The 17,600-nt window shown below is 32.8% G+C and carries 10 protein-coding genes; 9 read left to right on the top strand and 1 reads right to left on the bottom strand.

Annotated features, from left to right (window positions below):
- Positions 1-169: 169 nt before the first annotated feature.
- Positions 170-2,809: an alanine--tRNA ligase gene (gene alaS, locus NCC77_RS00510; RefSeq protein WP_250833909.1), complete on the top strand. Its 2,640-nt coding sequence runs from the start codon at positions 170-172 to the stop codon at positions 2,807-2,809.
- A gap of 298 nt (positions 2,810-3,107) precedes the next feature.
- Positions 3,108-3,485: a GxxExxY protein gene (locus NCC77_RS00505; RefSeq protein WP_250835055.1), complete on the top strand. Its 378-nt coding sequence runs from the start codon at positions 3,108-3,110 to the stop codon at positions 3,483-3,485.
- A gap of 95 nt (positions 3,486-3,580) precedes the next feature.
- On the opposite strand, the gene NCC77_RS00500 is transcribed toward NCC77_RS00505, so the two are convergent.
- Complete coding sequence (locus tag NCC77_RS00500; protein WP_095928717.1) at positions 3,581-5,326, bottom strand: ABC transporter ATP-binding protein; 1,746 nt, start codon at positions 5,324-5,326, stop codon at positions 3,581-3,583.
- 237 nt (positions 5,327-5,563) lie between these two features.
- On the opposite strand from NCC77_RS00500, the gene NCC77_RS00495 reads away from it, so the two are divergent.
- From NCC77_RS00495 to NCC77_RS00465, 7 genes are all read left to right on the top strand, one after another.
- Positions 5,564-6,358 carry a hypothetical protein gene (locus NCC77_RS00495; RefSeq protein ID WP_250833908.1) on the top strand — a complete coding sequence of 265 codons (795 nt, stop codon included), beginning with the start codon at positions 5,564-5,566 and terminating at the stop codon, positions 6,356-6,358.
- 205 nt (positions 6,359-6,563) lie between these two features.
- Positions 6,564-7,313, top strand: a complete 750-nt coding sequence (locus tag NCC77_RS00490; RefSeq protein WP_250833907.1) for a hypothetical protein — start codon at positions 6,564-6,566, stop codon at positions 7,311-7,313.
- Positions 7,314-7,399: 86 nt separating this feature from the next.
- Entirely contained in the window at positions 7,400-8,356 is a 957-nt protein-coding gene (locus tag NCC77_RS00485) for a GSCFA domain-containing protein (protein ID WP_250833906.1), read from the top strand.
- 180 nt (positions 8,357-8,536) lie between these two features.
- Positions 8,537-13,648, top strand: coding sequence for a translocation/assembly module TamB domain-containing protein (locus NCC77_RS00480; RefSeq protein WP_250833905.1), 5,112 nt, complete (start codon positions 8,537-8,539; stop codon positions 13,646-13,648).
- A complete protein-coding gene (gene tamL / locus NCC77_RS00475; RefSeq protein ID WP_250833904.1) occupies positions 13,632-15,944 on the top strand; it encodes a translocation and assembly module lipoprotein TamL in 2,313 nt (770 codons plus the stop codon). Before NCC77_RS00480 ends, tamL begins: the two co-directional genes overlap by 17 nt.
- Positions 15,945-16,156: 212 nt before the next feature.
- On the top strand, positions 16,157-16,786 hold the full coding sequence (locus tag NCC77_RS00470; RefSeq protein WP_250835054.1) for a DUF4230 domain-containing protein: 630 nt from the start codon (positions 16,157-16,159) through the stop codon (positions 16,784-16,786).
- Between the two features lie 127 nt (positions 16,787-16,913).
- Positions 16,914-17,423, top strand: coding sequence for a hypothetical protein (locus tag NCC77_RS00465; RefSeq protein ID WP_250833903.1), 510 nt, complete (start codon positions 16,914-16,916; stop codon positions 17,421-17,423).
- Positions 17,424-17,600 lie beyond the last annotated feature (177 nt).

The following is a 17,600-nucleotide window of genomic DNA, read 5'->3' as shown; positions in this document are numbered from 1 at the left end:
TTGGGGCTATTTTATCATTAGATAATGCGCAAAATAGGCAATTTATTGTTTAAATTATAAGTTTTTTAATTACATTATAAAAAACTTAACGCATCATCAAATGAATATATTAGCTAATTATCTAGTTTTCAAATTGACACAATAAATTGACAATTTTTCTAATTTAAATATGAAATCACAAGACGTACGTAAACAATTTTTAGATTTTTTTGAGAGTAAAGGGCATACTATTGTTCCTTCAGCTCCTATTGTTCTTAAAGACGACCCAACCCTAATGTTCAATAACTCGGGGATGGCCCAGTTTAAAGAATTTTTCTTAGGAAACGGAACTCCAAAAAGTCCAAGAATAGCCGATACGCAAAAATGTCTTCGTGTTTCAGGAAAACATAATGACCTTGAAGAGGTTGGTATTGATACGTACCACCACACTATGTTCGAAATGTTAGGAAACTGGTCTTTTGGTGATTACTTCAAAAAAGAAGCGATCAACTGGGCTTGGGAACTATTGACAGAAGTGTACAAAATCCCAAAAGAAAATCTTTATGTTTCTGTTTTTGAAGGAAGTAAAGAAGATAATGTTCCGTTTGATCAAGAAGCTTGGGATATTTGGAAAACATTAATTGACGAGGATAGAATTATTCTTGGAAACAAAAAAGATAATTTCTGGGAAATGGGTGACCAAGGACCATGCGGACCTTGTTCTGAAATTCACGTTGATTTACGTTCTGCAGAAGAAAAAGCTCAAGTTTCAGGGAAAAGCTTAGTTAATAATGATCACCCGCAAGTTGTTGAAATCTGGAATAATGTATTTATGGAATTCAACCGTAAAGCAGATGGTTCATTAGAAAAACTTCCTGCACAACACGTAGATACCGGAATGGGATTTGAGCGTTTGTGTATGGCTTTGCAAGGAAAAACATCAAACTATGATACTGATGTTTTCATGCCTTTGATTAGAGAAATCGAAACCATTACAGGTGCAAAATATACAACTAATGATGTAACAGGCATTAGTGAAGAACAAAATAAAATGAATATTGCTATTCGTGTAGTGGCAGATCACGTTCGTGCGGTAGCTTTTGCTATTGCTGACGGTCAGTTGCCATCTAACACGGGAGCAGGATATGTAATTCGTAGAATTTTACGTCGTGCAATTCGTTACGGATTTACTTTCTTAGGGACTAAAGAGCCATTTATTTTTAAATTGGTTGAAACTCTAAGTGAGCAAATGGGAGATTCTTTCCCAGAAATCAGAACGCAGAAAGCACTTTGTTCAAATGTAATTCGTGAAGAAGAGAACTCTTTCCTTAAAACATTAGATCAAGGATTGATTCTTTTAGATGCTGTAATTTTAAATAACAACGGAGATACTGTTGATGGTAAAAAAGCATTTGAATTATATGATACTTACGGATTTCCAATTGATTTAACAGCTTTGATTCTTTCTGAAAGAGGATTGAAATTAGACGAAGAAGGATTCCAAGAACAATTGCAATTACAAAAAGAAAGATCTCGTGCAGCTTCTAAAGTAACTGCTGGTGACTGGAATGTGCTTGTAGAAGATGATATTCAGGAGTTTGTTGGATATGACAGATTATCACAACAAGTTAAGATTACAAAATACCGTAGAGTTGAAAGTGCAAAGGATGGTGAAATTTTCCAATTAGTTTTCAATGCTACTCCATTTTATGGAGAGAGCGGAGGACAAACTGGAGATAAAGGATATTTAGAAGCGCAAAACGGAGATATCATTTATATCATCGACACTAAAAAAGAAAACAACCAAACGATACATTTGGCAAAATCACTGCCAGAGAATCTTACTGGAACGTTTAATGCTGTTGTTGATGCTATTCAAAGAGCTAAAACTTCTTCAAATCACTCTGCTACGCACTTGTTGCACCAAGCTTTACGTAAGATTTTAGGAACTCATATCGAGCAAAAAGGGTCGATGGTAAGAAATGCTTCATTGCGTTTTGACTTTTCTCATTTTGCTAAAGTTACAGATGAGGAATTATTAGAGGTTGAAAACTTTGTAAATGCAAGGATTCGTGAGAGTTTGCCGTTAATCGAGAAAAGAGCGATTCCAAAAGATCAAGCTCTTGAAGATGGTGCAATTGCTTTGTTTGGTGAAAAATATGGTGATTTAGTTCGTACTATTAAATTCGGAGATTCCGTCGAATTATGCGGAGGAACACACGTTGCGAATACATCTGATATCTGGCACTTTAAAATTGTTTCTGAAGGAGCTGTTGCTGCTGGAATTAGAAGAATTGAAGCGATTACAAGTGAAGCTGCAAAAGAATATTTTGAGTCTCAAGCAATTTCTTTCGGAGAAATTAAAGAAGTGCTAAAAAATGCTCCAGATCCTGTAAAAGCGATCCAAGCATTACAAGACGAAAATGCACAATTGAAAAAACAATTGGAAGTTTTATTGAAAGATAAAGCTAAAAATATGAAAGCGGATTTGGCTAAAGAATTACAAGAAATCAATGGGGTTCGATTCTTAGCTAAACAAGTAGATTTAAACCCAGAAGGGGCAAAAGATTTAGCTTACGAATTAGGTGGTTCTTATAACAACTTATTTGTAGTTTTAGCAACTGCTCACGAAGGAAAACCAATGTTAACTTGTTATGTTTCTAAAGAAATTGTAGCAGAGAAAAACTTAAACGCTGGACAAGTTGTTCGCGAATTAGGTAAATACATCCAAGGTGGTGGTGGAGGACAGCCTTTCTTCGCAACGGCAGGAGGTAAAAATGTTGATGGAATTGCTGAGGCTTTAGCTAAAGCTGTGGATTTCGTGAAGTAAGGTTTTTTTTAATCTCGCAAAGACGCAGAGTCGCAAAGTTTAATTTTTTAAGCTTTGCGACTTTTTTTTAAGTAATTTAATCTTTAAGATTTTGTTTGTTAAGTTGAACGCATTTTTAATCTCGCAAAGACGCAGAGTCGCAAAGTTTAATTTTTTAAGCTTTCCGACTTTTTTTTTAAGTTAATTTATTCTTTAAAATTTTGTTTGTTAAGTTGAATGTGTTTTAATCTCGCAAAGTCGCAGAAACGCAAAGTTTTTGAGTTTTATTTTTGTAAGTTTATACTTTAATTTTGTAAGAATAAATGAGAATGAAATTTCGGCTATTGTAGTTGATGTTTGCTATAAAATACATGTCAAATTAGGGCCAGGATTATTGGAATCAGTTTATGAAGCGATTTTGTTTCATGAATTAACAAAGAGAGGATTAAGTGTAGAAAGACAAAAAACTTTGCCTGTTATTTGGGATCAACTAAACCTGGATATTGGATTTAGAGCAGATTTAATTGTTGAAAATAAAGTAATTCTAGAGATTAAATCTATCGAACAATTGACAGATGTACATGCAAAACAAGTTCTCACATATCTCAAAATCACAAAAATGAAATTAGGTTTACTAATTAACTTTAATGTACCAATTATCAAATTTGGAATAAAAAGAGTAGTTTCTAATCTTTAGTAAAAGCACTTAAAAACTTAAATAAAAGAGCAAAGTCGCAAAGCTTAAAATTAAACTTTGCGACTCTGCGACTTTGCGAGATTCTTTACCCAAAACTATTTTCTCTCGCCAATTTGCTGGCGCCACATAGCATAATAAAGACCTTTCTCCACAATTAAATCTTCATGTTTACCTTGTTCGATGATTTTACCTTGCTCTAAAACAAAAATTCTATCGGCATGCATTACAGTTGATAAACGGTGTGCGATTAGTACTGTGATTCTGTTTTTATCTGAAATATTTCGTATCGTATCGTTGATTTCTTCCTCGGTAATCGAATCTAAAGCAGAAGTCGCTTCATCAAAAATCAATAAATTTGGATTTCTAAGAATTGCTCTGGCAATAGATAAACGCTGTTTTTCACCGCCAGAAACTTTAATTCCGCCTTCTCCGATTGTAGTATTTAAACCATCTTCGGCGCGTCTTAAAAGTTTGTCACAGCTTGCGCGTTTTAAAGCGTCATAAAGTTCTTCGTCGGTTGCATTTGGCTTAACGAATAATAAGTTTTCGCGGATTGTTCCAGAGAATAATTGTGCATCTTGAGTCACGAAACCAAGTTGTTTTCTTAAATCTAGTAAATCAATTTCTGTAGAATCAATATCATTGTATAAAACCTGACCTTCTTCTGGAGTATACAATCCGACTAACAATTTTACCAAAGTTGTTTTTCCAGATCCCGACGGCCCAACAAACGCAACGGTCTGACCTTGTTTGATTTCGAAATTGATATTTTCAACTGCTTTAAATTTGGCAGTTTTATGCTGAAAACTCACATTTTCGAAAAGCAGTTTCTGAATTGCACCAATATGTATTGGAGTTTTTGGGCGGAATTCTTTTGGAGCGTTCAGTAAGTTTTTGAAATTCTCCATTGACACTTTTGTTTCGTTCAAAGCGATGATGAAGTTTCCTAATTCTTGTAAAGGACCAAAAATGAAGAAGGTAAAAAATACCATTGTCAATAAATCTCCAACGATAATTTTTCCTCCAAATAAGAAATAATACAAAGCAAAAACAACACAAGTTCTTAAGAAATGAACGGTTGTTCCTTGAATGAAACTTAAACTTCTAATAAATCTTATTTTTTGTAACTCTAATTGAAGAATCTTAAAAGTATTTAAGTTTAAACGCTTTTCTTCTTGATATGTTAAGCCAAGACTCTTTACCAATTCGATGTTTCTTAAACTTTCGGTAGTAGAACCTGCCAATGCATTGGTTTGATTGACAATTTTTCGAGAAACAATTTTGATCTTTTTTCCTAAGTACAAACTTACCAAAGCAATAATTGGAGCAGTAATTAAAAAGATAATTGAAATTCTCATATCAATTCGGGCTACATAAACGATTACGAAAATGAAACCAATAATAGTTTGGAAAATTAGAGAAATAGAAAGCGTGATCAGTTTTTCTGAATCGATTCTAACTTTTGTCAGTTTGCTTAAAGTTTCACCGCTTCGCTGATCTTCAAATTCTGCATAAGGAAGATCAAGAGATTTTTTGATTCCGTCGGTATACATTTGCGCACCAGTTCTCTGAATGACCACATTGGTAAAATAATCCTGAAAGTTTTTGGTAATTCTGGAAATCATGGCAGCACCAAGTGAAAGACCAAGCCAGAAAGCTAAAGATTTTATAAATCCGATTTCGTTTCCTTTATATTTTGCCAGACCGACTCCGCAGTCCTGCATTAATTTACCTGTAATTACAGAGTCTGATAAACTGAAACAAATGTTGATAGTGGCCATTATCAAAGCAAAAAACAAGAGCATTTTATGTTTGATAATATAAGTATATAATAATTTCATATAAGATTTTAAAAAAATGGAAGATGCAAAAGTAAGGAATTGTTTTAGTTTGTGAAGTTGATTTCTGTTATTAAAAATGTAATTTTTATAGTTTGATTCTGCAAAATTAAATTAAGGTTTCTCAATTATAGAACTTATTAAGCAAGAGGCGAGAGTAAAGAAGTTTTTGCTAATAGATATTTAACTTTTTGTTAGTTGTAAGATTATTATATATTTGATGAATAAATACCATAAACCATGAAAATAAAATTATTCTTTTTTAGTGCTTTTGCATTACTGTTATCATCGTGTTCAAGTGACGAAAATTCTCCTTCACAAGAAATTGATTCTACATTGCCAAAAACAATTTCTTATATTTATCCTTCTGTTTATCTTGGAATAAATAGCAAAGAAACTCTTACTTACAACGGCAATAAAATTGTCACTATAGTTCGTGAAGATTCAAAAACTGTATTTACATACAATGGAGATGTAATAATTAAAGAAGAAGTATTTGATATAGAAAATGGAAAAGAGATTAAAAATGAAGAAGTTTCGTATAGTTATGAAAGTGGAAAATTAAAAACAAGGATTTTTAGAGAAAGTATAAGTGCTGAATATCCTGATGGTTATTTTATTGAGAAGGTGGTTTATACTCATAACTCTAACGGAACGGTTTCTTATATTAATTATGATGTTGAGAATATAAAGAAAACAGAAACTAAAAGTGCAGAGGGAACTTTAACTTATAAAGACGGAAACCTTATCAAAATAGAAGAAAAGTCTGGTTCATCAGCAACAATACTACTTTTTGAGTATGATTCTAAAAAGAACCCTCTAAAAAACATACTAGGTTTCAATTTATTATTAAACGAAATTGATGGATTTGGTAATAATAATATTGTAAAAACTACGAAAACTACAACTGAATTTCCGAATCCATCTGTTTATGTAACTAGTTATATTTATAATGATGCTTCCTATCCAACAAGACATACTTCGTTTGATGGAGGAGGAAAAAATATTGAATATGAAATTGAATATGCATATTAATTTCAAGTGATTTTAAATATATAAAAGTCAAATACTTTTTGTATTTGACTTTTTTTATTTAAAAAATAAAAAGGAAGTTTATATTGTTTGTTATTAGTGATGTAATAATTTGTAATTGTAAAATATGCTTCGATGAGGAATTCCGTAAGGTTTTAATTTTTGATTGTACTAGGTTTGCACCAATAAGAATTTTAACCAAATCAACATGAAAAAACTATTATGCCTTTTTGGTGCTTTAGCACTAGTTTTGACATCGTGTTCAAGCGATGATTCATCAAGTTCTTCAGATCTTGTTTTACTTAAAAAAACTGTTATTACAAATCCAGATGGAGATAAAGCTACCATTAATTATAAGTACGACGGTAACAAAATAGTAAGTGCAACAGATGATACTGGATTTTTTAATCTGCATTATACTTATACAGGAGATTTAATTACAAAAATTGATTTCAAACTTCCTAATGGAAAATCAGAACAAGTAAATACTTTTACATACACTACTGATGGAAAGCTATCAACTTTTTTAAGAGTTGAATATGAATATGAAGAAGGAGTAGCAGTATTAAGAGGATATAAAGAAGTTTATACGTATAATACAGATGGTACAATTTCGGTAAAAGGATATTCAGGAAATGATGTTTTACAAAATGTTCCTTCAGGAACAGCTACAATTAAATTTGTAAATGGTGAAGTAAGCGAAATTACAAGCACTAACTCACCAGATCATAAATACACTTATGATAATAAAAACAATGCGACTAAAAATATTTTAGGAATGGATAAAATCGCATTTGTTGATGGAGAAGCAAATGGAGTTAAATTCAATATCCTAACCGATACAGCAGATGGTGATTTATGGGGCAACAGCACTTTTACCTATAATGATCAGGGATATCCAACTAAAGAAGTTAATACAGGATCTGATAGTTTAGGTACTACTGAATATTTTTATTAAGAGCCAACTTTTTAGCTATAGAGCCAGATTTATCTGGCTTTTTTTATTGCTAAAAATAATCGAAATTTGTTTAAAATGTTTAAGTCATGCAATTCAGAACACAAATCCCCATTTCAAAAAGTAATTCGCCAATCGATTATAATTCGAAAATACTTTCTATTGGTTCTTGTTTTGCAGAGAATATGGCGGAGAAATTCGATTATTTTAAATTTCAGAATGAAACCAATCCGTTTGGAATTATATTTAATTCAGTCTCTATCGAAAAATTATTTGAACGCGTTTGCAAAGAGCAATGGTTTGAAGAAAAAGACGTTTTCTTTCATAACGAACGCTGGCATTCTTTTGACGTGCATTCTGATTTAAGTAATGCCGACCGACAAGAATTACTTGAAACTTTAAACAAAGGGATTTTAGAAACGAACAAACAATTAAAGGAAGCAACTCATATTATTATCACTTTTGGAACTTCATGGATTTATAGAAATCTAGAAAAAGACGAAGTTGTTGCCAATTGCCATAAAGTACCTCAAAAACAATTTTCAAAGGAATTATTATCGGTTGAAGTGATTCAGAAAAGCATTCACAATACAATCAATTTAATTCAGTCTTTAAATCCAAGTATCCATTTCATTTTTACGATTTCTCCGGTGCGACACATAAAAGATGGTTTCGTAGAAAATCAATTAAGCAAATCACATTTATTTGCAGCGTTGCATTTTGTGTTGAAGACTGAATACTTAAAACTGAACACGGAATACTTTCCTTCGTATGAAATCATGATGGACGAACTTCGCGACTATCGTTTTTATAATGAAGATATGCTGCATCCCAATCAAATTGCGATTGATTATATCTGGAAGCTTTTCAGCGAAAATTACATTTCTCAGGAAAGTTTGACAACAATGCAGGAAGTCGACGAAATTCAGAAAAGTCTTCGCCACAGAAGCTTTAATCCAGAATCTGAACAGCATCAAAAATTCTTGGCTAAACTCCAACAAAAGATAAATCTCTTACAAGAAAAGATTTCTCATATCAAATTCTAACTATAGTTATTTAAAAAGAACTTCGTGCCTTAGCGCCTTTGTGGTAAAAACAACAATAAAATTTTAGAATAATTCCTCATAATTATGTAAATTGTTAAGGTTTAAATTTTACATTTTTGTAAAATGTGTAACTCTGCTTTTTTCAGAAGCAATTTTAATCTAATCCGATTTTATTGAGGTATGAATAAGAAACCTGTTTATTTTCTTAAAAAAACACTTCGTATCCTTATGTGGTGCGTGGTTTCTGTAGTTGCACTTTTATTACTTCTAATCATTTTAGTTCAAGTTCCTTCGGTTCAAAATTTCGTTAAGGATAAAGCGATAAACTATCTTCAGGGCAAGATAAAAACTAAAGTTTCCTTAGATCATATTTCGATAAAATTCCCCAAAGACGTAGTTCTGGAAGGTTTTTATTTTGAAGATCAAAAAAAAGATACTTTGTTGGCAGGTAATCGATTAGAAGTTGATGTCGACCTTTTTAAACTCGTTAGCAGTGAACTCGAAATCAACTCAGTTTCGCTTGAAAATGTAAAAGCCAATATTTCTAGAAACAAACAAGGAGTCTTCAATTTCGATTATATCATCAAAGCATTCGAATCAAATGAACCAAAGGTTGAAGATCCTAATGCAAAGCCCTTTAAAATTTCGGTTGTAAAAATAAACCTTGATCAGGTTAAATTTAATTTTAAGGATGATTTCGCTAAAAATGACATTCGTGTAAACCTGACTCATTTTGATACCAAATTCAAAAAATTTGATCTGGATCAGATGGATTTTAATATTCCGACAATTAATTTAAATGGATTGAAGGTGGTTTTAGATCAAGATGTGGTCGAAAAAATTGCTGAAGTCTCAGTAAAAACGGTTGATACAATTTCGAAGCGTCCAGATTTTAAATTGGCTTTAGATAAAATAACGTTGTCTAAAATCGATATTTTATACGATAATAAAGATTCGAAACTAAATTCTGGGATTCGTTTAGGAAACTTAAATTTAGCCGTTAATGAAATTGACCTGAATAAGCAGCTTTTAGATTTTGATACTTTCGAAGTAAAAAATCTAAGCGGAAATCTGCGCTTGGGAGCACAAGACAAGAAAATTGATGCACCCGATTTGGATAGCACAGCCATAAAGCAAGCAGGTTGGAAAGTAAAATTGAACGAAACCAATCTAGAAAATATCGCTTTCAAATTTGATGATATGCAGTCCAAACCTAAAACAAAAGGATTGGATTATGCGCATCTTGATTTGAGTAGATTTAATTTTAAAGCCGAAAAATTATATTATGGAAATGATACCATTTCTGGAAATATTAAAACATTGACTGTTAACGAAAAAAGCGGTTTGCAGATTCAGGCTTTCAAAACCGATTTCTTTTATGGTCCAAAAAATGCTTCGTTAGATAATTTATATTTAAAAACGCCACAAACTCTTGTTCAAGATAAAGTTAAGGCGCAATATAAATCACTTGAATCGCTTCAGAAAGATTTAGGAAATCTGGCAATTGATGCTAATTTAAAACAATCAAAAATTGGGTTTAAAGACATTCTCTTGTTTGTTCCAGATTTGCAGAAAACAAATCCGTTTAAAAGCAATCCAAATGCGATTTTGTATGTAGACAGTCGCGTGAGCGGCAAAGTAAAAGATTTGACTATTTCGAAATTTGAAATGAGCGGAATAGGAACGACAAAAGTTTCGCTTTCTGGGAAAATCGCTGGGCTTCCGGATGCTCAAAAAGCGTATTATGATTTAAATATCAAGAAGATTTCGAGTACTTCAAAAGACATTAACCTGTTTGTGCCTGCGGGAACAATTCCGAAAAATATTCAACTTCCGTCACAGTTAAGTTTGCAGGGAAAATTTAAAGGTTCAGTTCAAAATTTTAAAACGAATCTGGCTTTAAACAGCAGTTTCGGAAATGCAAAAGTTGATGCATTATTCGATCAGCGCATTAAGAAAAAAGAAAAATATGATGCAAACGTTTCTCTGCAGGAATTCGATTTGGGACGATTAATAAAAAACGATTCCATTGGAAAAATTACGCTTAAAGCGAAAGTAAAAGGAAACGGTTTAGATCCGAAGACGGCAAATGCTTTTGTAGATGGAATTGTTCAGAAAGCGGTTTTTAACAGATATACTTATAAAGATTTAACGCTGAAAGGAAATATCGAAAACGGTTCTTTTGCTGTAAAATCAGGAATGGAAGATCCTAATTTGAATTTCAATTTAACGGCTTCAGGCGATACAAAAGAGAAATATCCAACCGTAAAACTGAAACTAAATTTGGATATTGCCGATTTAGAAAAGCTAAATCTGCATGCAGGACCAATGAAACTTCGCGGAAATGTCGATGCCGATATAACCAATAGCAATCCAGATTTTCTGAACGGAAAATTATTTCTTTCGAACATTCAGATTTTGCAAGATGCCGAACCAATTGTTCTAGATTCAATTCGTGTTTTGGCTTTTGCAGACAAAGACAGCAATTCGATTAAAATTTCGTCTCAATTTTTAAAAGCCGAAGTAACGGGAAAATACAAACTCACGACACTGGCAAATTCGATTCAAAAATCATTATCAAAATATATTGATCTAAAAAATCCAAAGGTTAATGCAGAATCAGATGAACAAAGATTAGCCTTTACTTTGAAAGTAGATAATGATCCTGTGCTTATGAAATTATTGCCAAAATTAACAGGTTTAGAACCTTTTAGCATAACAGGAAATTATAATAATCAGACAGATTCGTTGACTGTAAAAGGAACCATTCCAAGAATTGTTTATGGAGGCAATACCATTTCGGACGGGAAAATAAACATCGAAGCCAAAGAAAATGCTTTAGGATATTCGATTTCTGTGGCAACAATTGAAAGTGGCTCGCTTAAAATTCCATTTACAAGTTTATCAGGAAATGTGCAGAATAATATTTTGACTTATGCTCTTGAAGTAAAAGATGCCAAAGAGAAACAGCAATATTTTATAGCAGGTGAATTTAAGGCAGAAGACTCAAAGAACATTGTAAAACTAGATGCTGAAAACTTCATTTTAAATTATGATAAATGGAATGTAGATCCAGAAAACAGGATTGAGTTTGGAGAAAAAAGACTTTATGTCGATAAATTCAATTTGAATAATAACGGAAACGAGTTAAAAATTCAATCGCAAGGAACAAAGGATAATGCGCCGTTGCAAGTCGATTTTGTGAATTTCAAAATCGAAACCATTATGAATATGGTTAAAAAAGACGAATTGCTGATGCAAGGGTTGATAAACGGAAATGCATTGGTTGAAAACGTGATGACAAACCCAACTTTTACTTCTGATTTAAAAATTGATGATTTTACTTTTAAAGGTTCAAAAGTCGGCGACTTAGAAATAAAAGTTAACAATAAAACGGCAAATACACTTGCTGCAAATGTAGCTTTAAGCGACGAAGGAAATGATTTGAAGCTAACAGGAGATTATTTGATGGATACTGGGGATTTTGATTTTGATGTGGCTATTAATAAGTTAAACATCAAAAGCATCCAAGGTTTTAGCATGGGTAATATTACTGAAGGACAAGGCTTTTTATCAGGAAATTTTAAGCTTACAGGAAACACTTCTGCTCCAAAAATTAATGGCGAATTGATTTTTAACGATGCTGGTTTTAGAGTGACACAGCTCAATTCGTACTTTAAAACTAAAAATGAGAAAATCACTTTTAGCAATGAAACGATCTCATTTGATAAATTTTCTCTTTTTGATGAAAATGACAACGAATTGTATGTAAACGGAACCATTCAGTCTCCAGATTTTGTTAAGTACAATTTCAATTTGCTAGTTGAAGCAGACGATTTTAGAGCCATTCATTCAAAAGCAAAAGACAACGATTTGTTCTATGGAGATTTATTCTTAGATACCAAATTGAATATAAAAGGAAACTTGGACAGTCCGGTTGTTGACGGAACGCTCAAAATCAATAAAGAAACCAAATTTACGGTGGTAATGCCACAATCAGATCCTTCTATTGCAGATCGTGAGGGAATTGTAGAGTTTGTTGATGAAGACAATATGTACCTCAAACAAACAGTTGATCTTCAGAATAAATTAGATCAATCGGAACTGAAAGGAATGGATGTAAATGTTGCTATTACAATTGATAAAGAGGCCGAGTTGACACTGCTGATTGATAAAGCAAACGGAGATTATCTGAACTTGAAAGGGGAAGCGGAATTAGTTGGAGGAATTGATCAATCAGGAAAAACAACGCTAACAGGGAAATACGAGTTCTCGGATGGAGCTTATGAAATGAATTTTAATGGAATCAAAAGAAAATTTGATATTCAGAAAGGAAGTTATATTACTTGGAATGGAGAGCCAACAATGGCAAACTTAAATATTACAGCGATTTATAATGTAAACGCAGCACCAATTGATTTGCTTGGAAATCAGTTGGCGGGAATGGAACCGGCTGTTCAAAATACCTATAAACAAAAGCTTCCTTTTCAAACTTTATTGAAAATGAATGGAGAATTGATGAAACCTGAAATTTCATTTGGAATTGTATTGCCAGAAGGAAATTATAATGTTTCTACAGATGTTGTTACAACGACGCAAAGTAAATTAAAACAATTAGAACAAGATCCTGCAGAATTGAACAAACAGGTTTTTGCCCTTTTATTATTAAACCGTTTTGTAGGAGAAAATCCGTTTGCGAGTCAAAGTGGTGGTGTAAGCGCTGAAACAATGGCAAGACAAAGTGTGAGTAAAATACTTTCTCAACAATTGAATAATCTGGCAGGAGAATTAATTACAGGAGTTGAAGTCAATTTCGATTTAGAATCGTCTGAAGATTACACATCTGGAACGATGCAAAATAGAACCGATTTAAATGTGGAGGTTTCTAAAAAACTGTTGGATGACAGATTAAAAGTCACGGTTGGAAGCAGTTTTGGAGTAGAAGGTGCAGAGCGCGCCAATGAAGAAAGCACCAATATTGCTGGTGATGTCGCTTTAGATTATCAATTGACAAAAGACGGCCGTTATATGGTTCGTGCCTACAGAAAAAATCAATATCAAGTGGCAGTTGAAGGGCAGGTTGTAGAAACAGGTGTTGCTTTTATTATCACGATGAGTTACAATAAGTTTAGGGAACTTTTCCATCGTACTGAAAAAGAAAAAGAATTAATTAGAGAAGAAAAAATCCGCAAGGAAAAAGAAAAACAGAAAAAGAAAGAGCAGAAGGAAAAGGAAAAATTGCAAGAGAACGAAGACGAAAAAACAATTGAAGGAAATGAGCAAAAGACTTAATCATAGAAATATATATTTAAAGTATATCGCGCTGCTTTCCTTATTTTTTGCTTTAGGATGCAGTAACACAAAATATCTTCCAGAAGGTGATTTGCTTTATACTGGTGGTTCGGTGAAAGTGAAAGATTCTATCATGAAAAAGAAAGATAGAAAAGCGCTGCAAACCGAGTTGGAAGGTCTTCTTCGTCCAAAACCAAATAAAACGTTTTTAGGATTACGTCCAAAATTGTGGTTTTATAATATTGCTGGTGAGCCTAAAAAAGAAAAAGGATTTAGATATTGGCTTCGAAACAAAGTTGGAGAAGAGCCAGTGCTTTTTAGTAAAGTCGATTTAGATTATAATGCTTCAGTGTTGCGAAATTTTACTGAAAATAGAGGCTACTTTAAAACTCGTGTCAGTGCCGATTCTACTGTAAGTAACAAAAGAGTAACGGCAGAATACACTGTGGTTCCAAAAAAGCAATATATTATTAAAAGCGTCACATTTCCAGATGACTCTTTAAAGATGTCAAAAATAATTGCCAGATCAAGCAGACGCAGTTTATTGAAAGTGGGAAAACCATATGATTTGGATGTAATAAAAGCAGAACGGGAACGTATTGATGCCAGACTGAAAGAAAAAGGGTATTACTATTTTAATCCTGATTATCTTTTGGCAAAAGTAGACAGCAGTAAAGGCGATCATGAAGTAAAAATCAGATTGGTTATTAAAGACGAAACTCCTGTAAAAGCATTAAGAGCTTATACTATAAATAACATTTTTGTCTATCCCAATTATTCTCTGGGAAATGACAGTATGGTTTACAGAAAAAAGAATATTACTCAGTATAAAGATTTTACCATTATTGATACGGCAGAAACTTTTAAACCAAGAGTTTACGACAGAACAATCTATTTCAAAAAAGGAGATTTATACAACCGAACCGATCATAATTTGACGTTGAATCGTTTCGTAAATTTGGGAACTTTCAGTTTTGTCAAAAATGAATTCAAGCCTTCAGATAGTATAGATAATGCTTTAGATTCGTATTATTATCTAACGCTTTTGCCTAAAAAGTTTATTCGTGTTGAAGTTATCGGAAAAACCAATTCAGCCAGTTATACCGGTACAGAATTAAATCTAAACTGGAACAACAGAAACTTTTTGCGTGGAGCAGAATTGTTTACCGCTTCGATTTTTGGTGGTGCCGATTTTCAGCTTGGGGGAGTAAATAAAGGGAAAAATATTTATAAGCTTGGAGGTGAAGTCAGCTTGACCTGGCCTAGATTTATTACCCCTTTTAATATTGAAGGAAATAGCGAATATGTGCCCAGAACCAAAGCTACTATTCGTTACGAATATCAAAAACGAACGCAGTTGTATGCCTTGAATTCTTTTAATACTTCATTTGGATATTTGTGGAAAGAAAACCTTCGTAAAGAGCATCAGTTAAATATTGTAGACGTGACTTATGTGAGTCCAAACCATGTTACGCCAGAATATATGGAAGATATTAAAGATGATCCAGCTCTCGGAAAAGTAATCGAAAAGCAGCTGATTTTTGGTCCAACTTACAATTATACCTATACCAATACGATGCAGAAGCGCCGAAAAAATACAATCTATTTTAATGGCGAATTGGATTTGGCGGGAAATCTTACCGGATTGATTACAGGGGCAGACTATCCAAATAAGGTTAAAACTATATTTGATGTTCCGTTTAGCCAATATGTAAAAATCAGATCCGATTTTAGGCATTATTTAAAACTCGGAAAAGAAAGCGAATTAGCCAGCAGATTGATTGTTGGAGCTGGATTTGCCTACGGGAATTCGAATACGCTTCCAGCATCCAAACAGTTTGTTGTAGGAGGAACTAATAGTATTCGAGCTTTTAGAGCACGAACTTTAGGGCCAGGAAGTTATGTTATTCCACCAACGACAAATGATAATTATACGCCAGATCAATCCGCTGATTTAAAATTGGAATTTAATACCGAATATCGAGCAAAGCTTTTCAGTATTGTTAGAGGTGCAGTGTTTTTAGATGCTGGAAACATTTGGTTGCTGCATGCTGATCCAAATAAACCTGGCGCAGAAATCTCAAAAGATTTTATGAAAGAAATCGCAATTGGAGCAGGAGCAGGTTTACGTTTCGATTTATCGTTTTTAGTTTTAAGAACAGATTTGGCCATTCCGCTTCGAAATCCTGCCTTGCCAGACGGACAAAGATGGGTAATTGACGACATTAATTTTGGAAGCAGTTCGTGGAGAAAAGACAACCTGATTTTGAATATCGCTATTGGATATCCTTTTTAAGTTTTTTTGCCATTTTTTCGCCACGAATTCACGAATTTTCGCTAATCTATGCGGATACTTATAATTGAATTTCACAAATTAAATTTGTGAAATGGAAAAATTTATAGATAATGACATTAGCGAAAATTCGTGAATTCGTGGCAGAAAAAGAAACAATTTCGTGGCGAAAAAAACTAAAAAAAGGAGTAAATTGGTCTAAAATATTTAGAGGAATGCAAAACTTGATTAAAAGAATTATAGGTGTTGGAGTTATTGTTTTACTAATTGTTCTGGGGTTTAAATATTGCCAGTTCAAAAAAGAAGACGATTCAGATATTCAGTACAATACTAATTTAATTCAGCAGCAGATTCTTAACGTTGGGAAATTGGTTGTTACCGAAGGGCATTTTTCAGAAGTCATTACTTACAAAAATCAGCAGAAATATTTGATGGACATGATTTCTTTTGAGAAAAAAGCACTTATTGTGGTCAATGCAAATGTGACGGTTGCTTACGATCTACATCAGATGAAATATGATATTGATGAGAAAAACAAAACCATTACGATTTTAAATATTCCAAAAGAAGAAATTACCATAAACCCAGATATTCAGTTTTATGATGTCGAACAAAGTAAACTGAATCCTTTTACGGGCGACGATTACAATAAAATCAACAAATCGGTAAAAGATAATCTGGCGAAGAAAATCGAAAAATCTACCCTAAAAACCAACGCCCAAAACCGATTAATAAGCGAGTTGTCTAAGATTTTAATCATGACGAATTCAATGGGCTGGAAACTGCAATACAACGGAAAAACTATCGAGTCTGAAACGGAGTTAAGTCAGGATTTGAAATTGTAGTTTTTGAGGTTCAAAGGAACAAAGGCTCAAAGATTTTTATTAGAGTTAAATTTAAAATTTTAGATAAAAATATATGAAAGCAAGTTTATGTTTTCTGATATCAATCTTAAATTTCAATTTTTTTGGAATGGATTATTATATCGAAGCAAATGGTAAAACGAATTGTAAAGACGATTTTCCTTCAGGTTTGTCTTTCTTTTTTGAGCAAGTAGGAGGTTTTGAAGAAAAAAGTATGGTAATGCAGGTAGAAAAAATCCTGAAAATTAACCTTTCGATTTTTCAGGATTATGATTTTGAAGGTGAAGAAAATTCTAGTAAACATTGGAAGAATATAAAAACCTTCGAAAAAACAATAGATGATTTATTACTGAAAATAAAAGCAAATCCTGATTATTATAAAAAGGTAAAATATAATTCTGCTAATCCACCAAGTTATGGATATTCTACTGACAAGAAAGAAATGGAACGAATGAAGAAGCAACAAAGAGAATATGAAAAAAGTCCACTTTTTGGTTATCCAGCAGATAATGGGTATTTAAGTTCTAAGAAGTTTGTTGAAGAGTTAAACCAGCTAAAAAGTATTTTAAACTGTTATAAAAAACACGGAGCAACAAAGATAAAACTGAGCTACTACTAAATTTTTTTCAGAATCTTGTCATTTCTGACGAAGGAGAAATCTCCGCGAGAAGCTCGACAAAGATAGGGTTATCTTTACGGAGTTACTTACGGAGATTTCTCCTTCGTCGAAATGACAAAAAATAGGGGAAAGCTTTGCGACTCTGTGTCTTTGCGAGATTAAAAAATCTGCAGAATC

The organism is Flavobacterium tyrosinilyticum, from assembly GCF_023656565.1.
Lineage (GTDB): Bacteria > Bacteroidota > Bacteroidia > Flavobacteriales > Flavobacteriaceae > Flavobacterium > Flavobacterium tyrosinilyticum.
Note: the sequence above shows the minus strand (reverse complement) of the source record. Positions and strands in the feature narration are given on the sequence as shown.